The organism is Rhizobium zaerense (assembly GCF_051810725.1).
GTDB classification, from domain to species: domain Bacteria; phylum Pseudomonadota; class Alphaproteobacteria; order Rhizobiales; family Rhizobiaceae; genus Rhizobium; species Rhizobium leguminosarum_I.
Window position 1 is genome coordinate 4,027,240 of sequence record NZ_CM132690.1, and the last position, 18,034, is coordinate 4,045,273.

Genomic DNA, 18,034 nt, shown 5'->3' on the forward strand with positions numbered 1-18,034 from the left:
GCGGCAGCGGGCAGCGCGCTGCAGGAGATTGGCTCGGTGTCGCGCTGCGGCTCTCCAAGACATTGTCGGTCGTTGCAATTGTCAAAACCGCACAGAAGGTGAAATCCCTGAACCAAGGGATTAACCTCGCGTTTGTCATTCAGCAGGCGGTTTGGAATCATGACGATGATGATGCAGAGCGGAGTGAAGAACAGGCTGTTGCGCTCGTTTCCGCGAGATGCCTTCGAGCTTCTCGCGCCGCTTCTCGAGCCCATCGACCTTCCCGTCAACCATTCGCTCGTGCGGCCGCGCCAGCCGATCGAGCATGTCTGTTTTCTTGAAAGCGGCCTCGCCTCGATGGTTGTGGAAAGCGCCGACGGCAAAAGCGTTGAAATCCGCCACATCGGACGCGAGGGCATCGCCGGATACCCCGTCGTCCTCGGCGTCGAGCGAACGCCGAACAAGACCTTCATGCAGGTGGCCGGTCACGGGCTTCAGGTAGCCACGGAGGATTTTCTTCCGATCCTTGACCATCCCGAGGCGCGGCAACTGCTGCTGCGCTATGTGCATACCTGCGAACTGCAGCTTGCCCACAGCGCGCTGGCAGCGGCGAAATTCAACATGCATCAGCGGCTGGCCCGCTGGCTGCTGATGTGCCACGACCGCATCGACGGCAATGATCTGCCGCTGACGCACGAATTCCTGGCGCTGATGCTCGGCGTCAGGCGGGCGAGCGTCACCGATGAGCTGCACATTCTTGAAGGCATGCACGCGATCAGATCGACACGCGGCAACGTCCGCATCACGGACCGCAGCAAGCTGATCGAGATCGCAGGCGGCTGCTACGGCGTGCCGGAGCAGGAATACGAGCGGCTGATCGAAGGCTACGGCAGGCAGCTGGTTCATTCCCTCGAGCTGAATTTGAAGGGGGGGGGGAAAGAATCGGGGATCGCATCTAGCAAACTCCGCTGAGCAGGCTTCGCCCGCTGATTGATGAGGTGGCTGCTGGCGCGGCTCTGAACCGCCTCGCAATCTTTAGATTGCTCCTCTCGCTTCAGTCTTTGTTTTTACAGCTGTCGTTGTCGCAAAACCGACGGCCGCGGTTCAATTGATCTTCAACCAGTGCCTGAGCGCCGCTACCGCGCCGTCGCTCGCATAGGCGATCACGCCGCCAACGGTCAGGCCGGCAAAGGCGATCAGCCCCGATATGCCGTAACCGATCGTCTTCATCCGTTTCCACTCGTCAAGCGCCGGCGCGACCGCCTCCTGGTTCTTCTCGACGGTGTCCTTGAGGCTTTTGATTTCCTCGCGAATTTGCGCGTCCGCACCGCCGCTGATCGCCACACTTGTATCGAGCTGGGCGATCTGCCTGGCCTGCTCGTCGAGCCGCTTGTGGAGCACGGCGCGGCTGTCGTGGGCACTCACCTTTTCGTCGCTGACCTCCTTGCGCAGAAGCGCGACGTTGTCCTCGATGCCGGTCAGCCTTCCCTCGACACGCCCGAGGGCGCGGAGGATATCGTCATTGGATGTCATCTATCTCCCCTCTGGGGATGGAACGTTTTCAACCGGAGAATGTTGAATCCTAGGATTTTGCGTAGAAGTTTACATGCCGCAAGATAGCGTCGATCGGTATGGCGCGAGGCAAGGTCATGAGAATGTTATTGATGATCATCATCGGGGTTATGGTCGCGTCGATCCTGAGCATTCCGCTGATCAAGCCGTTCATTCAAGGCAGCGGCAAGAGCGAGACACCGCCGCCGGTCATCCAGCAGCCGGAGCCGAAGTGACGAGGCGAAAAGCCTCTTTCGCTTGCCCGCTCAAGGATTGAGTTTCAGCTTTTCGGATTGGGGAATGCCGTTGACGACATGGTCGATCACCGCGCCATAGGGATGGACGCCATCCGGCGTGACGCTCGGGCGCACGATGGAGCCGACCGGCAGGACCGTGGAGCGCGGAATCGAGATAGTGAGGGTGTTGCCGGAGATGCTGCCGATCGACGTGGTCGACAGGCGGGTGATACCATCCGGCCCGGCATAGGTGTTGATCTCCTGCTCCGGCGCGAAGATGCCGGCATCCGCCACTTCGATCGTCGTGTAGGTCGCAACCCCGTCCGTTCCCGACTGCAGGGTCACCGCCGTGCTCGGCAGCTCGAGCATGCCGGGCCAGGCGCCATCCCTTTCAGCGGAGACCCAGGCCGCATAGGTATCGATCGCATCGTCGCAGCAGGCCGAGGTCTTCGCCAGGATATCGGCGCGCAGCCGCCATTTGCCCGAGGCATCCGTGCCGTCCGCCGGCCAGGTGTTGTTGGCCGAAAAGCTCTGGTAGGCGGCCCTGAGATAGAGATCGTTGGCGGTGATCGTGCCGGTCGCGGGCGATGTCGCCGATCCGGCAAAATTATAGGTGAAGCTGTTCGGCCCGGTGACCGTGATCACCACATTGCCGTTATACTCCGTCTGCGCAGCGCCCGAGATCGACAGCGTCTGGCCGGTCGCAAGCCCGTTGATGCCCGAGGCGATCGTTGCCGTGACGACGGTGCCGACCGATGTCAAGGTGACCGTGCGGGTGGACACGGTGCGGCCGAGCGGCGGCAAGGCGACGATCTTGACGCCGGGGTAGCGCGCCCGAAGCCTGGTGATCAGGCTTCTGTAATTGGTGTTGAAAAACTGCGTGTAGGTCGCCGCCGTATCGTTCTGTCCCATCTGGTTGGCGATGACGGTGAACGGACTCTGATTGTTGTTGAAGGCGGTGATCTCGTCGAGAATGGCCCAGCGCCGGGTCGCAATCGCCGCACCGGTGCCGGTGAGCTCGCGCACGGAACCGTTTCCCGGCATGCCGATCAGCAGATGCGGAATGCGGCCGATGCCGCCATCCCTATCGAGCCAGCGGCGAAACCAGCCGAGATTGCCGCGCGCATCGGCGGCGGCGGAAAACTGCTGGCGCGCTTCCCCCAGGCTGTCGACAACAGCAAGGGCGACCGGCCTTCCATCCCAATCGCCCTTGGCGACCATGAAGTCAGGCCCGTAATATTGCGGCTGGGTAACGGTCGCGTAATTGCTATCGAGTGCGGCCGTGCTGTCGGCAAGCGGGGTGTCCTTGAAGGCGAGCAGCGTGGCGAGATCGCCCGCACCCCAGACGCGCTCGCCGCGGTGCTTCTGGATGCGGTAGACCGGCCAGATCTTCTCGCCGACGGCGGTATGATAAAACAGCCAGATTTCGATTTCGCTTTCCGGGGCGACATCGGGAATGGTCAGCTCGTCCGTCCAGGCGCCGTTCGTCTGGTCAGCGACGGTCACCGTGTTCAGGCCGGCGAAGGTGCATTGGTAGAAGACGTCGGCTGCCCTGATGAACATTGCGTCGGCAACCACGGAATTGCCCGGCGTGCCGATCGTGCCGGTGACGACCGTTTCCTGCGGCGAATTTCCGCCTTCTGTCGAGGCGAAGCCCGAGAGGTGAAAGCGGAAGCTCCTGGTCTTATACTGCGGCGTGTTGACGACGATCTTGCTGCAGACATAATTCGCGCCGGATGCGGCGGTGACGATGTTTCCAGACGGCATGCGGTTGCGGGTCGCGAAGAACATGTAGCGATCGGGGTCGCCGCCCGCCCCGCCTCCACCGCTCAGCATCGGATTCGCAAGGGCGAGCGAAATGGCGTTCATCATCGGTGTGTTCCATATCTATTGGTGAGGTCGTCGTAGAATTGCACGATGCGCCCCTGGCGGGCATTGGCGCGGTCGAGCGCCTGGCGCTCGCGGGCGAGGATGGCGATGACAGCCTCGCCCTCGACGACAGGCGCATGCGCTTCCTGCCGGCGCAGATCATTGGGCAATGGTGGCAGAGTGACGCCGGCCGCCGCCTGCCCCCTCGTCATCGCCGCCTTGTTCAATCGCTCAGTGGCGGAGCAGCCACTGACGATCAGCAGCAGTGACAGCGCAAGCGCGGTTCTTTTCCGAAAGCTGAAGCTCATAGGATTGGATCTCGATTTCGAGTGTGTCTCTGGCGGCCTGCTCGGCGGCTTGTGCGCCGGCAAGGCGCTTGCGGTGCTCTTCGCCGGCTTGTGACGCCGCGTTGCGCTGGCGCTCCATCTCGGCCGCCTGGGCCTCGGCTGCGCTCTTTTCGGCAACAAGGACATAGCCGGCGCGCGCCTGCCTTGCCGCCGAGGGATAGCCGATCGAGACGGCGTAGAGGTGATAGAGCATCAGGCCGGCGGCGATGCCGGCGCCCATCTTGAGCGTGTCGAGGATAGAGAACATCAGATGCCCTCGAGGCAGAACTGGCGCTCTTTCTGCCGGCGCCGCGTCAGGCCCGGAAAGACGATGCCGGCGGCGCGGTTCCACTTCAAAAGCGCCTCGCAGCCCTCGGCCGCCCTGCCCTCATTGATGAGCTTGATGGCGCTCGAACGGCAGGCCGCCTTGACCCCGACATTATAGGCAAAGGAGGTCAGCGCCACGAAGCGGGCATCCGGCAGGGCCACGCGCACGCAGCTTTCGATGCCGCTCGCATAGGTCTTAAGCTCCAGCGTCAGCAGCGCCCTGCACTGCTCCACCGTCTTGTGATCCCCCGGCTTCACACCATTGGTGCTGCCATAGCAGATCGTCCACGGCTGCCCTCCGGTTGCCGGATCCGGATAGGCATTCTGCCGCAACCCCTCGAACGATCCGACGAGCGCCACAGCCATGGCCGCGGCGGCACTACCCTTCTGCAGGCGGTTTGCCATTCAAGTCTCCTGAGATTTTTTGCTGGACGAAAATGCGGGCGATGATCGCCGCAACGGCGAGAAGCCCTGTCGCCAGAGCTGAATGTAGATATTGCGCGATACCCAGGTGGCGGCGACGAAGGTGTAGACGGGCTCGATGATGATGAAGAGCAGCGCAAGCGCCATGAGGCGCACCGACCAGGCATGCTTCAGCACCCCGCGCCAGTTATGGACGAGCATGGAACGTCTCCGATGTTTGGAGGGGTTAAGCCGTGATCAGGTTCCGAAGGCGACGAAGAGCAACAGCCGCAGCGGCGTGCCGTCGATGTTCATGAAATCGCCTCGTTAAGGTGGATAAGTTTTGTGGAAGGTTGCAAATCTCCGCAGCCGGAGTCATTCATGCGGCGCTGGTCGAGCGGCAAGCCCCGCTAAAGCATTTGCGAATATTCTGCCCAGAACCACGAGGCCTTCCGAAGGAGGAAAGCGAATGCGTGTCTTCGTTCTGACTTTTGTTCGTCTCGGACCTGCTTTGGTCTATGCCATCGGTGCGCTATTTGCCGCGAGCATGCTACTGCTGGCCATGTATCCATCACGCCCGTTTGCTTGGGCGCTGTACCTGACGATGCTGCCGGTGTTGCGCTTACCCCTTATGTTACTTAGCGCGGCGGGGATGGGGGCGTGGGAACTTCTCATTGCGTTTGCGTCAATGGCGATTTTCGGCGTCTATCTTGCTTTTCATCCGAAACGGTTTCTTAGGACACGCTTCGTTCATGCCCATGTTGCGCTGCTTGGGCTGGTGCTTGCCAATGCCGCTGCAAGCACAGCCGAAGCAGGTCGCAGTGGGGCGTCACTCCCCGCCGGTTATATCGACTGGTCACTGCCGTTGCCTACAGCGCTGCTCGGAACCGCGTTGATCGTCGTGGCCGCCCTCGCCTGCCTTTTCACTCACGCCGAGATCATCCGCCGCATCCGCATCCGGGCCAGAATTGATCGGCTGCTGGCGCATCGCGTGTCGTTGCATTGACAGACGCCGACGGCGGCGCGTCGGTGTAAGTTACATCCCCAATAGTTGGCATTCACCAATTTTGCCGGTTGCGATTGCCATTTTCCGCAACCGTGCGAAGATGCGTTCAAACAACGCGGGGACACCAATGAGCAATCGACACTTGATTATTGCAGATGTCATCGGCCGGATTGGCATTTGTTCCTATTCAATACTAGTTGTGTGGACCAAGATTGCGCGGACGATGACGACCGGCGACTATCCGTCCCGGGGCGTCGTATTCCTGATAGCTGAGATCGCTGCGGTCTTATTTATCGGCATGATGTGTGTCGTGACCTTAACGAGAATGCCCCAAGTACGATCTGCGCGCGGCGTTGAACCATACCTGACGGCGATCGCAGGCACCTTCCTCTTCCTGCTGATCGCCTTCCTGCCTCCGCCAATGGTGTTGCCAGATACTGCGCGCCTTGCCGCAATGGTTTTGATGATCATTGGCTTCTTTTCATCGGCATATATGCTTGCGATCCTCGGCCGCAGTTTCAGCATAGCACCGGGTGCAAGAGCTCTGGTCACAACGGGGCCGTATTCCATCGTCCGGCACCCGCTCTATCTGACCGAGGAGATATTCATTATCGGAATGATCCTATTCAGCTTTTCTCAGTGGACGGTACTTCTCGGAATCGTGCATTGGTGCCTGCAACTTCGCCGGATGAGTAACGAAGAGACGGTGCTCCGGGCGGCATTTCCAGACTACGGGTCATATGCCGAGCGCGTCCCCAAGGTGATTCCGTTTTTGCCCATGCGCGGCAAACGCGCCACGGCCACTGGATGATTTCCTCGCTAGGTTCCGGCCGAGAGGCGACAACGCCAGAATGGAGATGATCAGCCGTCATGGCGGCAAAGGCCGGGGCGTCATCGGTCACACCATCCCCGGTCGCTCCATAATCATCTGGGTTGTAAATCGTCATGGGTCTTTATCCTCTCTCGAACGATCCGACGAGCGCCACGGCCATGGCCGCGGCGGCACTACCCTTCTGCAGGCGGTTTGCCATTCAAGTCTCCTGAGATTTTTTGCTGGACGAAGATGCGGGCAATGATGGCCGCAACGGCGAGAAGCCCTGTCGCCACCGACATGGCGAGCTGGATGTAGATATTGCGCGATACCCAGGTGGCGGCGACGAAGGTGTAGACGGGCTCGATGATGATGAAGAGCAGCGCAAGCGCCATGAGGCGCACCGACAAGGCACGCTTCAGCACCTCGCGCCAGTTATGGACGAGCATGGGGTGGCCTCCGCACTTTGGACGTGGCGAAGCACCCGGCTCCTGGGTGGAGACGGGAGACGTGTTTTGGTTATTCAGCAAGGCGACATGTTCAACGAACGCTATCGAGTGGTCGGATAGATCCGATCACGAAGCCTGAATATCGGCTGCTCAATGTATTTATAGGACAGGGCTGCGAGCAGCAGCGTTATTGCCGTGAAAGCTAAGAACTCACTGGGACCATGCAATTGAGGCTTCACGCCGAAACTTGGCTCCAGCCAACGGGGTGTCACGAAGAAAAAGAACGTGTAGTTCACGACCTGATGATAGACATAGGCACCATAGCTACGCTTGCCTATGAACACTAGAACCGGGGTTTCCAACACCTTCGCTGCGGTTGTCGCCCTGCGGACAGCGAAGAAAAATATTAGCGATGAAGCGATCATATAAACCGGCACGTCGGCAAGTACTTTGCTAACAAAACTCGTCCGAAACGCGAGTATACCTTCGCTCATCTCCGTCAATGACAGCAGGCAAAGTGCCGCGATGCCAACCGTCAGAATTGCGGAGAAACAGCGCGACACTGCGGGCGTAATCCGGCCTGTCGAAATGATGATGGCGACCGCTGCGCCAGCAGCCAGCGAATCCAGATTTCCGAATGTGACGAGCACATTCGCCTGCCCAAGATCGGCATGCCAGGCAAAAGCGCGCCAGCCGATCGCAAGGGCAAATGCTCCCAATAGCGAAAGCCTCCAAGCATTCGGCCGAAGAAAGATGACGATCGGCGCCCAGAAAACATAGAACTGCTCTTCAACCGCAAGCGACCACCAAGGGGCGGCTGGTCCATAAGTTCCGATATCGCTTCTTAGCAACACATTTGAAAGATTCTGCACGAAGAAGACGTGATAAATCACATCCTCCCGCACAGCGCCATTCAGCCCTATGCAAATGACAAATGCGAGAGCCAGATAATAGATGGGTTGAATGCGGAAGAATCGGCGGCCATAGAAGCCCTTGAGAAGCTGTACGCCCTCAACCTCACGCCTTCGGCCGGCTAAGTCGACAAGTATTCTCGTGATCAGAAAACCGCTGATGACGAAGAACACTACGAGCCCGCCTCTCCCCCATTCGGCGACATTGTTAAGATAGGGAAGCGGTGACCAATGAGCCATCAGCACCAGAAGTAGCGATATTGCTCTAAGTCCATCTAAGCCGCGTATGCGACCGCGCGCCTGTATCTCTAACTCTCGATGTGCAGGAGCATCCAAGTCCAATCCCTCCGTCTCTCGGCGGAATAACGCAATCCTGCCGGGATTGAAAGTGCTCCTAAACGTTAGCCGCGTCAGAGTTTATTGTATGCGGTGCATCACGATGGCCAGTTGACGACGCTTGCTGCCCCTATGGCCGCCTCTGCGTCGACTGCCGTCGATCGCCTTCTTAGTCCAAAGGCCGGCGCCGGGTCAGACCGGGAAAGACGATGCCGGGGCGCGGTTCCACTTCAAAAGCGCCTCGCAGCCCTCGGCCGTCCTGCCCTCATTGATGAGCTTGGCCGTGCTCGAACCGCAGGCCGCCTTGACGCCGACATTATAGGCAAAGGAGGTCAGCGCCACGAAGCGCGCATCCGGCAGGGGCACGTGCACGCAGCTTTCGATGCCGCTCGCATAGGTCTTAAGCTCCAGCGCCAAAAGCGCCTTGCACTGCTCCACCGTCTTGTAATCCCCGGGCTTGACGCCATTGGTGCTGCCATAGCAGATCGTCCACGGCTGCCCCCGTGTCGCGGGATCGGGATAGGCATTCTGGCGCAATCCCTCGAACGATCCGACGAGCGCCACGGCCATGGCCGCGGCGGCACTACCCGTCTGCAGGCGGTTTGCCATTCAGATCTCCTGAGATTGTCTGCTGAACGAAGATGCGGGCGATGATCGCCGCAACGGCCATGAGGCCAGTGATCGCCGACATGGCGAGCTGGATGTAGACGTTGCGCGACACCCAGGTGGCGGCGACGAAGGTGTAGACGGGCTCGAGGACGATGCAGAGCAGCGCCAGCGTCATGAGACGGACGCTCCAGGCGCGCCGCAGCACGGCGCGCCAGTTATGGACGAGCATGGGGGGCTCCGAATTATGGATTAGGCAAAGAAAAAGGCGGCTCCGAAGAACCGCCTTGAAGATCCGTGACTTGTGCCTGTATGACCCTTTCTGAGCCGTAGGGCATTCACCATAGCTTACTTGCTGAGGACGTAGCAGTGGAACGCGTTGGCCGGATTATCGTGAATCTCAGTCGCCGCGAATGGCACTGCGAACCGCTTCAGCGATTCCACCCATTCTGACTTCACATCAGCTAGCCTGTCGACCGGAATGGCCTCCACCGCTTTTAAGAATGCCGGGAACATCGGCCTGAACCCAATATCCCAAGCCTGAATAATGTGTTTCGACAAATGGTTCGAGTGACGACGGACCTTCAATCCGGCAGACTCGAAGATTTCCCGCCATTGTTCGTCGCTCGCTGCCTGTTTGATGTTGTCGCTCAAACGGCCTCGGTCAAGCTCGTCGAGCCAGCTCCACGCGGGATCTTTGGTTTGCACGAATAGGCGATTGAAAAAGCTGTAGTCCGGAAGAGTCGCATTCGGCAGCATCAGGCACAATTGCCCGCCGGGTCGCAGTATTCGGCAAAGCTCTGCCATCACAGTTGCAGGATCATTCAGCCAATAAACTATGTTGGAGAAGATCGTATCGAAACTATCATCCTCAAACGACAGAGGCTCGTTTCCGTCGCCGACAACCGTTTCGGCATAAAGACTCAATCCAGCCGCTTTCTTCAGCAAATTTGGCTTGTGGTCGAAGCCAACAGCAATCTGATAATCCGGCTTCTTTGCCACTAGTGGCGCGTAACTATCGTCATAGGCATCGAACACGTCGACCTTCTCGTAAAATCGATCAAGGTTGGCCGTCTTTTGAAACGCATCAAAGAGGGGATCAAACTCGCCGCCAGCCCTGATGAATGAGAACAGGCCGTCGCCGCAGCCGAAATCGAGTGAGCGACCGATAAACTCAAAATCTCGCATCGCCTCGATATCCAAGTACCGCCAGAGAGCAGTTTCAGGCCGAAGCCAAAAAACATTCAGTAGTTGATTGAAATTTTCAAACGCCATTGGAACTCTCGAAATTTGTATGGATCGGAGACGAAGATGCCGCCACTTCAGCCAAAGCCGCGGGACGATTTGATTTCGTCAACTCTCGAATCCCTCTATTCCATTGAAGGCTTCTCCGACAGCGAAAAGATCGAGGGCATTCGACTTGCCCTCGTCCACTTGCTAGAGTCCGAAAGCCAGGAGTGTGCGGCCGACCGGACGAAGCCCGTCGCCTGAGAGGATCGATCTACTTCAAAGGCTATCAACAACATTCGCTGAATGAGCGACCTGCCTCGCACCACATGGCGCAGGATGTCACCTCGCGCCAATTGTTTGACGAGAACGGGAGTGGTCTCCGGATTGTTGATGGGCGATATAGGTACCATGAGGTACACTAATAGTTATCTATTGCTAAAGTTTTCGCTTAGCGGTTACTTGGCGAAATGCGGTCACTTCCGAGTTCAAACAGGATCGAAGGCCTGGATACCGTCAGAGCAGTTGCTGCGCTGTCTGTGGTATTCGCGCATTTGCTTGGGCCGTCGATGCCTGGGATCTCGCGATACATATTCACCGGCCACCCTGCCGTGATCGCCTTCTTTGTGGTTTCGGGCTTCTGCATCCACTACCCGTATCGGTTCCGTGGCCTCCAGGTCGCGCCATTCCTTGCCGGTCGGTTTATCCGGATCGTGCCGCCCGCGACCGCCGCCTTCATCCTGGCTCACATCATGGGCATGAGGGCTTACAATCCGATCGACGGCTACATTCTCTGGTCCGTCGTCTGCGAAGCCGTCTACTATTGCCTGTACCCGCTGATCTTACCGATATCGCGCCGGATCGGATGGCCGGTTCTTATCGCCGTTTCGGTCATCGCCTCCTACGGCGTAGCAATTGGTCTCGGCTCGGACCAATATGGGAACGCGATGAAATACGGGCCGCAGCTCAATTGGGTCGTCGGGCTACCTGCCTGGCTGCTTGGCTGTTATCTCGCCCAAAATCTCGACCGCCTGAAACTACCTGGCAGTGTTTGGGGCTGGCGTGTCGCGACTGCCGCAAGTGCTTCCGCACTTTATTGGGCGACGACGAATACGGGCGCTGGCTTCTATCTGACGATGGTGCCGTTTTCAGTGCTGGCGGGATGCTGGATACTGGCAGAGATCAGGACCGCGACAGATCGAGGCCCAATAAGGTCTCTGGAAAAGATCGGCGCCGCTTGCTTCTCGATTTACCTCGTCCACGCGATAGCGGCGGCTGTAGTTGATTTAATCGTGACGGCGCCGATCATCGTCTGCGCTCTTTCCCTTGCTCTGGTCTATCCTTTCTATCGATGGATCGAGAAGCCGTGCCATGCCGCCGCGCGCCGTGCCAAAGCAAAGATGGAGCAGTTAGAGGTTCGACGCCGCTTGGAAGAAAGCGTCGATTTCGGCGGCTGAAAAACCCGTGGCCGCGAACCCTGCTGCCATCATCGGGCTGTCCTTGACGAAGGGGCACCCTGCATTTCCCGTCCTGCTGGGCCACCCATGACTTCACGACGTCAAGCAGACCAGCGCGGCGAAGCATTAGCCGGAATTTCAAAAGGCATTATGCAGCCCTCCCACACGGGAAATAGAAACCATCGGTCCACATCCATATAGTGCCGGCTGCGCCCGCGACTTGGCGGATCTGCTTGTTCGTGTTTGTCCATATATCCGCTGAGCCGATGGCATAGTTGCTGGCAACCTGGACAGCACCGACGTTGCCGCCGTCATTACCGATGCTTGCAGCCAGTATCCCCTGCGATGGGCCTGAAAAGAGCGCGGAGGCCGTCGTGGCAGTAGAGGTATACTGGAATCTCAATTTTGCCTTAACCCGCGCTCCATTCGGCACCGTCAGCGCAATGAGTGCAGAACTCGTAGAGATAGCGCCACCGATCACGTCCTTGACCGGCGTCACGAAGGTATATTCGCCACGCGGATACAGGACAAACGGCCGAATGTTCGAGCTCCCATCGGTCAACACCACGCCGATGCATTTCACAATGTAGCCCGTGAGCAGTGTCGTGGTGATGCCGCCGATCGTCGGCGAGGTCGGGAAAGCCATGTCGAAAGACAAGGTCGGCGTCCTTGCGCAACGCATAGGCGAAGTATGTCGCATTTGCTGCGACGGCGCCGGCATCGAGACCGCCCGCGCCCGTTCCGGCAGCACACTAAAGCGACAGGGAGCGCGCGAGGACGCGCCAACAGAGGGGGGAGCAGAAGTCTCCATTTCTCGGAAAAGAAAGAGGCGCCCCGAAGAGCGCCCTGCTATTGAATTTTCACGGTGGCGGTCTACCGCCTCTTAAACAGCAGATCGGCGCCGTACATGCCTTTGGCGCCTTGGATGAGGCCGCCATTTCTATCTGCAATGCGACTTACCAGCTCGAAGCCTGCTCCAGATGCGATATCGATCAGACGCCGCTCTGAAATGGTCCTGTGCGGGTATCGGACGACAACATCTTTGAAATCTTCTGGGATCGGGCCGGCGCCGTTGTTGAACAGCATCGAATGCTGAACCCTGAACTGCTCCGTCTCAGAAAAGGTGTTCCGCGCCAGGAAGGCATAACCGGTCGTCTTGGAGAGACCGTGCTTCCAAAGCGCATACGGGTCTTCCAGATATTGGAATGTGCCGCTGCTATAGAAAATATCGATACGATCCGGCAGTTCGCTTGAGAATGCGATCAATGGCCGAAGCTTTGCCGCAGCCTTCACCATTGCTGGCGTTTCGATCACGACGAATGACATTGCCGGAAACTTCCGATGCAGAACGGAGCACGATTCGCCGGCAGACCCACCGAAATCCACGAACGCACCGGAAACATCCGACATGATCTCGATCAACTCCGCCACCGGCCGAACATAATCTTCTTCATGCCCTACTATGGCTTGGGACCGTTTGGCTCTAAAACGTGTCAGAACCTCCGCTTGGTAATCTGACTTTGCTGCTTTAGATGCGCGGAGCCATGACCTATATCTTTTTCTGATGGCTCTGTTTTCAGCGAAGTCTCGGATGAAATTTCGAATGATGATCAGGGGATGTATGCGCCTCAAGGTTCAAGCCCTCTTAATGATGACGCATCTTTAGATAGAATGGGTGTTAGTTGCCAATATGTTTTAGCGGCCCCGCCGTCATATTTTCGACGCCGCCTCGAAGAACGCATCGATCTGCGAACCGGAAAATCCCATGGCAGCGAACCCGGCCAATATCATCGGACTATCCTTGACGAATATCCCGGAATACTCATACGCGATCTGAACTTCTCGGGGTTGTTGAGCCACCCACACGCCAACGGCGTCGATCAACCCAGACGCAAGGAGGTGGAGCTTGAACTGTCGGGCGGAAACAAAAGAGACCGAAGCCTGCGGGTGAAGGAATGCCTGCACCTCTTCGGCTAGGTCATCGATCGCCTCTTGTGCGATTTCCTGTCTGCCGGCGAACACGCCTTTGATTACGCCATTTTCGTCGCGCGTCACGTAAACCAAAGTCATGATCAAGCTCCATTCAGGCGCGGCACGGTATAGTCATTAAAGCCATTTGATCGCAATGTGTACGATACGCTACCAACCGTCGTGATGGCGTAAAAGGTTACAATCCCCGTTGATCGCGATCGGCTGCGAGCAGATACGCGACCCGCTTGTGCTGTGTTGCCCGCGTTGACATTGAAGACTGCAACAGGAGTTGTGACAGCATCAGCCCCCACGCCAAGCTCGCCGGATGAATTGGCCGCAGAATTAACTGCAAGTAGCCAATAAATTTCGGCAGTAATCCCGGCTGGAGCGCCAACAGGCTGTATGTCGTTAGCAGCTATGCCAGAACCATTGTACTCCTGCACGGCGGCAGTAACTCGATATTCGTTACCATCCTGAACATACTGGCGAATGACATTGCCAGACGTGGTCAAGACGACGTTTACGCGCCCAACAACTTCCCAACCTGTAAGATTTCCTGTTGAAACGAGCGCCGGGTCAGATTGCAGACTTGCAACCCAATCGCCAACGCCTGTTGTCAGGTTGCGCACAGAGTGAACAAAATAGGTTTTGCTCGCCTGAATGACGCCAGCGTCAAGGAACCCGCCGTTATTGCCGGCCGTGAAGGTGGTGGACAGGGATTTTGTCAGCGCGGAAGCATAGACGACGTTCTTGGAATTGAAGAACACCTCGCCGGCTTTCATTTGAATAGAAGTGCTGGATACATAGACGGTCTCACACCCGATGACGTTGTTGATCTCCGATCTAGCCTGGATCTTGGCAATCAGCTTATCCGTGAAGAACGCTGTCCCACTGCAGACGATGAAGGTGGAATACCCGTTCGGAACGACAAGCGTGGCCGCGCCGTCGATCGTCTCCGACCCGTTGGGATCGATCGTCACGTCCCCGCCGTCGGCAATGACGCAATAGTGCCAGTTTGCGCCGAGCGTTGCCGCTGGAGTCAGGGTGAGTGTCGCGGCCGCGGTGAAGCGATGAACCGCATTGTCGTCGGATGCAAGCGCGGTGTAATCGCCTGACTTCGCCGCATAGACCAGAGCCTGATCGAACGAGACGTCGACGCCGTTCTGGGTGAACCCAAGCAGGCCGCCGCCCCTCAGATAGAGGCCGGTTTGCGGGGTGGAGGCGAAGCCGAGGCCAGGAGCGGACACCGTTCCGCCTGCCGCCTTGAAGGGTGCGACCATCGGCGCCGAGCCGTCCCGCGGCAGCGAGTTGGTGATTTCGTTGCCGAGGTCGGTAGTCAGCGCGTTCCAAGGCACGGGGTCGATGACCTGGCCGACGGAAGGTGTCGTTCCGGCAGGCTTGGAATAGACGCCGGTTGATGGGTTTCTTGGCATTGACCTTCTCCAAAGAAAAAGGCCGCGCGAATTGCGAGGCCTCGAATCGTATAGTATCGGTTGCGGCATGCAGAGTGATCACAAGCCGAACCAACCGTCACACAGAGCGATCAAGATCGTCGCGATGCTCATCGCCGTCGTGACGTTTGCCTCATGGTCCCCGCTCAGGACAGGCCCCGCCAGGTGGGTGGTTGATCAGTTTCCGATCGAGTTGACCATGTTTCTCGCCGGCGCTTTGACGGCAGGGCCGGCCTGTTTTTTTATATGGAAGCAGGCGCGGGCTAATTGCGAGGGACTTTATTTCAACGGCACCACCTGCCTGCCCGGCGCCACCCTCGGCCTGATGATCACGCTGGCAACATTGCTGCTGGTCGCCATCCGGATCCAGATCGTCCTTGATAACCGCTGACATCATGTACCCCTCAGGCCCGCAAGCTTCCAGGAAGGATTTTTAATGAGGAAATTCATATCCATGACACTGGGGGCGATGATGGCCATCGGCGGAGCATCAGCGGCCGGTTACATGTTCCTGTACGCCGGCCAACCCGTCAAATTGATCATCTGGGCCATACCGATAAGCGTGATGGCACTAGGGGTTGCCATATTGTGGGAAGATCTGCGGGGATAGCTCACCAGCCACCACCGCTATTTTTGCTGCTGCCGAGCAAGCAACAGCGCGCGTACGAGTGCAGCCGCTTTCTCGGCGGCCGGTACCGCAAGCTGTTCGCGGAGATGGTTCATCGTCCCCCGCGGGTCTCGAAATCCCGGCCTCGGGGTCGATGACCTGGCCGACAGAGGGTGTCGTTCCGGTGGGTTTGGAATAGACGCCGGTGGATGGGTTTCTCGGCATTCACCTTCTCCAGAGGAAAAAGGCCCGGCGGATTGCGAGGCCCCGAATCGTGTAATTTCGCTTGCCGCATGCGCGAGCGATCACGAGCAGAACCAACCGTCACACGGAGCGATCAAGATCGTGGCGATGCTCACCACGATGTGACGCTTGCCTCATGATCCCCGCTCAGGACAGGCCCCGCCAGGTGGGCGGTTGATCAATTTCCGATCTTCGAGGGTGGCGGAGATTATTTATGCTCCTCGCCTGGCAAGAGCGGATAGGCAGCTCTCCCCCCACCACCCTGGACGAGCGCGTTGATCAGCGCCATGCGTTGCTGGTCGATGATGTTTTCGGGTCCCAGGCGGCTAAGCGCCTCCATTAGCGCATCACGCTGGTCCCCGCGAAGCACACTCAACGGAGCGACTTCATCGGCAACGCGAGCTGCGTGGGCGCCTGCATTCCCCTCAATGAGGGATCGCGCGAGACGGCGAGCCGCGGTCAGGCCGAGGTCGGTCCAGCTCTTATCCGTTGGAATTTCTGGAGCCTTGGATACCTCGCCGAGATATTTCTCAAACCCAGCCTGCCTTGCCGTGTCAGCTGCGCTGGTTACACCATTTGCCGTGTCGGCAAAAAGGGCTTCGCGATCGATGGTATTGAGTGACGCATCGGCTTTTTCTGGCCCGAACATCATGCCCAGTTTTTCGCGATTCCAGTCGCCTTTGCCGCGAACGATCTTGCGTAGCGCGTTCATATCACTGGCTTCGGTTCCAACCGCACGATAGATGTCGCCAAGCGTTCCCTGCCGCATGCGCGCCGACTCCGCAGAAGGACCTATCAGCGTACCCTGCGGTTCGGCACCCGCCACCAGTTTCTCCTGAAGCTCTGTGGGGTGCATGGCGCGCGGCCCATCGGCGAGAACGGATTGCCCCTGGGCCAGCCCCGCCCTCTGGCGGCCCAACTCGTCAACTTGCGCATCGATGGCCTTCATCTCAGGGACAGCTCGAGCAAGAGCGTCGTCGATCGTCCCACGGGCATTTTTGAGCACGCTGATGACTTTTGAATTTTTCTCACTCGCCAAGATACCGTCGATTGCGTCGCGTGTCGCGAACGCTATCGCTGGATCGGAGGCGACGGTGTCTTTCCCAAAGTCATTGAGCATGTTCCTGACGCGAACAAGCTTACCCTGGGCATCATCGCGCAGGTACGGGATCGAGTTATCCAGATCATTCGCGATCGATGTGAAATCGTAAGGCGGCTGCCCGCGAACCGCCGCAGGGCGAAGGTTTTCCACCTGTTCCCGAGCCGCGTCCAATTCGCTGTCGATAGCAGACGGGACAGGATCTGGCCCAAGGTTTGTCTCGAAGTCCGACCTGAGACGGGCACCTGCCATAGAGCCACGCTCATTCAGAGGATCCACGACCTTGCTCCGCGTGGGTTCCCGGGTTGCACCGCTCTTGGCGGCGCCGCGCCATTCTGGCGAGACGTCTGCTGGCATCGCCTCAGATCCGAGCTTGTCGAAACGGTCACGACTCGCCGCAAGCTTATCCGCATCAGAAACGTTCTTCGCGAGCCAATTGCGAGCATCCGTGGTCAGGTCTGCTAGCATATCCCGCGCCGGCTTTGAGGCCACCTCGTCTCCAAGGAGCGCGCGCGTGAGAGCCTTTACGCCCTGGGCACTTGCTTTGACACCGGCTCCGATGACTTCCCCTGCTAAGGGACCAGCTAGTCCAAGCAGTCCCCCTTCAATTGCACCCCGGCGAGTTTTTTCGGGATCGCCGCCACTCCTCACGTGAGCGTCCGCGGCACCAATACCGCTGCCGGTCAAGCCCGAGACCAGCGAGCGCGCCAACATGCCGCCCCCGGCAGCGCCGAATGCTTCGGGTGCAGCCACGACGGCCGGAATAGTTCCACCAACCGCACCGACTATCTCCCCTGCTGTGTTGACATTAGGATGCGCAATCTTGGCCTCTTGATCACGGGCGTTCACAACCCGGAGCTGATCCTCATAACTCCCTCCGTGTAGGAGGGGACGGAGATGAGCGGCTGCCTTTTTCACTCCCCCGAGAAGATATGGGCCGGCAATAGGTATGCCATCGACGACGCCAGCCAGGCCGGTTAAGGCCTGGCCGTAGAGCCCCCCAGTTTCGAGAGCCGCCAACCCCTCCTCATACGTTAGATGACGCCCGGAAGGTAGTTGCGGCGGCTGATCTTGGGGTTCCCTGTGCTGCACCCGGGCTCGCGCGCGGGCAATGGCTTGCATCTGCTCAGGTGTCAATTCTGTCATAGTTTACGCTCCGCTGGCGTCATC

General features: G+C 58.6%; 20 protein-coding genes and 4 pseudogenes. 7 read left to right on the forward strand and 17 right to left on the reverse strand.

Translation table 11 applies throughout. The features are described from left to right. The first annotated feature begins 159 nt into the window (after nt 1–159). Nucleotides 160–951 carry a Crp/Fnr family transcriptional regulator gene (locus tag ACS4RR_RS19735; protein WP_456189177.1) on the forward strand — a complete coding sequence of 264 codons (792 nt, stop codon included), beginning with the start codon at nt 160–162 and terminating at the stop codon, nt 949–951. A 132-nt stretch (nt 952–1,083) separates the two neighbouring features. Here ACS4RR_RS19735 and ACS4RR_RS19740 read toward each other — a convergent pair whose 3' ends face one another. After that, on the reverse strand, nt 1,084–1,512 hold the full coding sequence (locus ACS4RR_RS19740; protein ID WP_222386124.1) for a DUF1515 domain-containing protein: 429 nt from the start codon (nt 1,510–1,512) through the stop codon (nt 1,084–1,086). Between the two features lie 128 nt (nt 1,513–1,640). Here ACS4RR_RS19740 and ACS4RR_RS19745 point away from each other — a divergent pair, with 128 nt between their 5' ends. Continuing rightward, nucleotides 1,641–1,766 carry a hypothetical protein gene (locus ACS4RR_RS19745; protein ID WP_260298901.1) on the forward strand — a complete coding sequence of 42 codons (126 nt, stop codon included), beginning with the start codon at nt 1,641–1,643 and terminating at the stop codon, nt 1,764–1,766. Nucleotides 1,767–1,796: 30 nt separating this feature from the next. Here the strand turns inward: ACS4RR_RS19745 and ACS4RR_RS19750 are convergent, their stop codons facing one another. The 5 genes and pseudogenes from ACS4RR_RS19750 to ACS4RR_RS19770 form a co-directional block, all read right to left on the reverse strand. Continuing rightward, nucleotides 1,797–3,638 (reverse strand): SGNH/GDSL hydrolase family protein, encoded by a 1,842-nt coding sequence (locus ACS4RR_RS19750; RefSeq protein ID WP_456189178.1) that lies wholly within the window; start codon nt 3,636–3,638, stop codon nt 1,797–1,799. Then, a complete protein-coding gene (locus ACS4RR_RS19755; protein WP_456189179.1) occupies nt 3,635–3,847 on the reverse strand; it encodes a hypothetical protein in 213 nt (70 codons plus the stop codon). The genes ACS4RR_RS19750 and ACS4RR_RS19755 overlap by 4 nt, the downstream gene beginning before the upstream one ends. Nucleotides 3,848–3,866: 19 nt before the next feature. Further along, nucleotides 3,867–4,229 (reverse strand): hypothetical protein, encoded by a 363-nt coding sequence (locus tag ACS4RR_RS19760; protein ID WP_456189180.1) that lies wholly within the window; start codon nt 4,227–4,229, stop codon nt 3,867–3,869. After that, nucleotides 4,229–4,693: a lysozyme gene (locus ACS4RR_RS19765; RefSeq protein ID WP_456189181.1), complete on the reverse strand. Its 465-nt coding sequence runs from the start codon at nt 4,691–4,693 to the stop codon at nt 4,229–4,231. Before ACS4RR_RS19765 ends, ACS4RR_RS19760 begins: the two co-directional genes overlap by 1 nt. Beyond that, nucleotides 4,668–4,912 (reverse strand): annotated as a pseudogene (locus tag ACS4RR_RS19770) (DUF7940 domain-containing protein). Before ACS4RR_RS19770 ends, ACS4RR_RS19765 begins: the two are co-directional and overlap by 26 nt. A gap of 247 nt (nt 4,913–5,159) precedes the next feature. Here ACS4RR_RS19770 and ACS4RR_RS19775 point away from each other — a divergent pair. Together ACS4RR_RS19775 and ACS4RR_RS19780 are read left to right on the forward strand one after the other, a co-directional pair. Next, nucleotides 5,160–5,696 carry a hypothetical protein gene (locus ACS4RR_RS19775; protein ID WP_260298319.1) on the forward strand — a complete coding sequence of 179 codons (537 nt, stop codon included), beginning with the start codon at nt 5,160–5,162 and terminating at the stop codon, nt 5,694–5,696. A 127-nt stretch (nt 5,697–5,823) separates the two neighbouring features. Then, the gene (locus ACS4RR_RS19780) at nt 5,824–6,507 is read left to right on the forward strand and encodes a methyltransferase family protein (RefSeq protein ID WP_456189182.1); all 684 of its coding nucleotides are present in this window, start codon (nt 5,824–5,826) and stop codon (nt 6,505–6,507) included. 151 nt (nt 6,508–6,658) lie between these two features. On the opposite strand, the pseudogene ACS4RR_RS19785 reads toward ACS4RR_RS19780, so the two are convergent. The 6 genes and pseudogenes from ACS4RR_RS19785 to ACS4RR_RS19810 form a co-directional block, all read right to left on the reverse strand. Next, a pseudogene (locus tag ACS4RR_RS19785) lies at nt 6,659–6,727 on the reverse strand (lysozyme); the annotation flags it as partial. Further along, entirely contained in the window at nt 6,702–6,956 is a 255-nt protein-coding gene (locus ACS4RR_RS19790; protein WP_456189183.1) for a DUF7940 domain-containing protein, read from the reverse strand. The pseudogene ACS4RR_RS19785 and the gene ACS4RR_RS19790, both read right to left, overlap by 26 nt. Before the next feature lie 101 nt (nt 6,957–7,057). After that, nucleotides 7,058–8,203, reverse strand: coding sequence for an acyltransferase family protein (locus ACS4RR_RS19795; RefSeq protein ID WP_407768241.1), 1,146 nt, complete (start codon nt 8,201–8,203; stop codon nt 7,058–7,060). Nucleotides 8,204–8,372: 169 nt separating this feature from the next. Further along, nucleotides 8,373–8,812: pseudogene (locus tag ACS4RR_RS19800) on the reverse strand (lysozyme). After that, nucleotides 8,787–9,041 (reverse strand): DUF7940 domain-containing protein, encoded by a 255-nt coding sequence (locus tag ACS4RR_RS19805; RefSeq protein ID WP_456189184.1) that lies wholly within the window; start codon nt 9,039–9,041, stop codon nt 8,787–8,789. The pseudogene ACS4RR_RS19800 and the gene ACS4RR_RS19805 overlap by 26 nt, the downstream one beginning before the upstream one ends. Nucleotides 9,042–9,157: 116 nt before the next feature. After that, nucleotides 9,158–10,084 carry a methyltransferase domain-containing protein gene (locus ACS4RR_RS19810; RefSeq protein ID WP_456189185.1) on the reverse strand — a complete coding sequence of 309 codons (927 nt, stop codon included), beginning with the start codon at nt 10,082–10,084 and terminating at the stop codon, nt 9,158–9,160. A gap of 36 nt (nt 10,085–10,120) precedes the next feature. Here ACS4RR_RS19810 and ACS4RR_RS19815 point away from each other — a divergent pair, with 36 nt between their 5' ends. Both ACS4RR_RS19815 and ACS4RR_RS19820 read left to right on the forward strand, forming a co-directional pair. Continuing rightward, nucleotides 10,121–10,300, forward strand: coding sequence for a hypothetical protein (locus tag ACS4RR_RS19815; RefSeq protein WP_456189186.1), 180 nt, complete (start codon nt 10,121–10,123; stop codon nt 10,298–10,300). A gap of 206 nt (nt 10,301–10,506) precedes the next feature. After that, nucleotides 10,507–11,493 (forward strand): acyltransferase family protein, encoded by a 987-nt coding sequence (locus tag ACS4RR_RS19820; protein WP_456189187.1) that lies wholly within the window; start codon nt 10,507–10,509, stop codon nt 11,491–11,493. 148 nt (nt 11,494–11,641) lie between these two features. Here the strand turns inward: ACS4RR_RS19820 and ACS4RR_RS19825 are convergent. The 4 genes and pseudogenes from ACS4RR_RS19825 to ACS4RR_RS19840 all read right to left on the reverse strand — a co-directional run. Then, a pseudogene (locus tag ACS4RR_RS19825) lies at nt 11,642–12,242 on the reverse strand (hypothetical protein); the annotation flags it as partial. Between the two features lie 124 nt (nt 12,243–12,366). After that, on the reverse strand, nt 12,367–12,915 hold the full coding sequence (locus ACS4RR_RS19830) for a class I SAM-dependent methyltransferase (protein WP_456189188.1): 549 nt from the start codon (nt 12,913–12,915) through the stop codon (nt 12,367–12,369). 288 nt (nt 12,916–13,203) lie between these two features. Next, nucleotides 13,204–13,563: a hypothetical protein gene (locus ACS4RR_RS19835; RefSeq protein WP_456189189.1), complete on the reverse strand. Its 360-nt coding sequence runs from the start codon at nt 13,561–13,563 to the stop codon at nt 13,204–13,206. A 2-nt stretch (nt 13,564–13,565) separates the two neighbouring features. Then, nucleotides 13,566–14,897: a hypothetical protein gene (locus ACS4RR_RS19840; RefSeq protein WP_456189190.1), complete on the reverse strand. Its 1,332-nt coding sequence runs from the start codon at nt 14,895–14,897 to the stop codon at nt 13,566–13,568. Between the two features lie 124 nt (nt 14,898–15,021). On the opposite strand from ACS4RR_RS19840, the gene ACS4RR_RS19845 reads away from it, so the two are divergent. After that, nucleotides 15,022–15,306, forward strand: a complete 285-nt coding sequence (locus tag ACS4RR_RS19845) for a hypothetical protein (protein WP_261321405.1) — start codon at nt 15,022–15,024, stop codon at nt 15,304–15,306. Nucleotides 15,307–15,973: 667 nt separating this feature from the next. On the opposite strand, the gene ACS4RR_RS19850 is transcribed toward ACS4RR_RS19845, so the two are convergent. Then, nucleotides 15,974–18,010 (reverse strand): hypothetical protein, encoded by a 2,037-nt coding sequence (locus ACS4RR_RS19850; RefSeq protein WP_456189191.1) that lies wholly within the window; start codon nt 18,008–18,010, stop codon nt 15,974–15,976. Nucleotides 18,011–18,034 lie beyond the last annotated feature (24 nt).

Bases quoted from the DNA above. Each gene is read 5' to 3' on its own strand.
- ACS4RR_RS19775 (WP_260298319.1), top strand. From the start codon at position 5,160: ATGCGTGTCTTCGTTCTGACTTTTGTTCGTCTCGGACCTGCTTTGGTC.
- ACS4RR_RS19815 (WP_456189186.1), top strand. From the start codon at position 10,121: ATGCCGCCACTTCAGCCAAAGCCGCGGGACGATTTGATTTCGTCAACT.
- ACS4RR_RS19765 (WP_456189181.1), bottom strand. From the start codon at position 4,693: ATGGCAAACCGCCTGCAGAAGGGTAGTGCCGCCGCGGCCATGGCTGTG.
- ACS4RR_RS19840 (WP_456189190.1), bottom strand. From the start codon at position 14,897: ATGCCAAGAAACCCATCAACCGGCGTCTATTCCAAGCCTGCCGGAACG.
- ACS4RR_RS19740 (WP_222386124.1), bottom strand. From the start codon at position 1,512: ATGACATCCAATGACGATATCCTCCGCGCCCTCGGGCGTGTCGAGGGA.
- ACS4RR_RS19845 (WP_261321405.1), top strand. From the start codon at position 15,022: ATGCTCATCGCCGTCGTGACGTTTGCCTCATGGTCCCCGCTCAGGACA.
- ACS4RR_RS19760 (WP_456189180.1), bottom strand. From the start codon at position 4,229: ATGTTCTCTATCCTCGACACGCTCAAGATGGGCGCCGGCATCGCCGCC.
- ACS4RR_RS19735 (WP_456189177.1), top strand. From the start codon at position 160: ATGACGATGATGATGCAGAGCGGAGTGAAGAACAGGCTGTTGCGCTCG.
- ACS4RR_RS19810 (WP_456189185.1), bottom strand. From the start codon at position 10,084: ATGGCGTTTGAAAATTTCAATCAACTACTGAATGTTTTTTGGCTTCGG.
- ACS4RR_RS19750 (WP_456189178.1), bottom strand. From the start codon at position 3,638: ATGATGAACGCCATTTCGCTCGCCCTTGCGAATCCGATGCTGAGCGGT.
- ACS4RR_RS19835 (WP_456189189.1), bottom strand. From the start codon at position 13,563: ATGACTTTGGTTTACGTGACGCGCGACGAAAATGGCGTAATCAAAGGC.
- ACS4RR_RS19820 (WP_456189187.1), top strand. From the start codon at position 10,507: ATGCGGTCACTTCCGAGTTCAAACAGGATCGAAGGCCTGGATACCGTC.
- ACS4RR_RS19790 (WP_456189183.1), bottom strand. From the start codon at position 6,956: ATGCTCGTCCATAACTGGCGCGAGGTGCTGAAGCGTGCCTTGTCGGTG.
- ACS4RR_RS19780 (WP_456189182.1), top strand. From the start codon at position 5,824: ATGAGCAATCGACACTTGATTATTGCAGATGTCATCGGCCGGATTGGC.
- ACS4RR_RS19755 (WP_456189179.1), bottom strand. From the start codon at position 3,847: ATGACGAGGGGGCAGGCGGCGGCCGGCGTCACTCTGCCACCATTGCCC.
- ACS4RR_RS19850 (WP_456189191.1), bottom strand. From the start codon at position 18,010: ATGACAGAATTGACACCTGAGCAGATGCAAGCCATTGCCCGCGCGCGA.
- ACS4RR_RS19805 (WP_456189184.1), bottom strand. From the start codon at position 9,041: ATGCTCGTCCATAACTGGCGCGCCGTGCTGCGGCGCGCCTGGAGCGTC.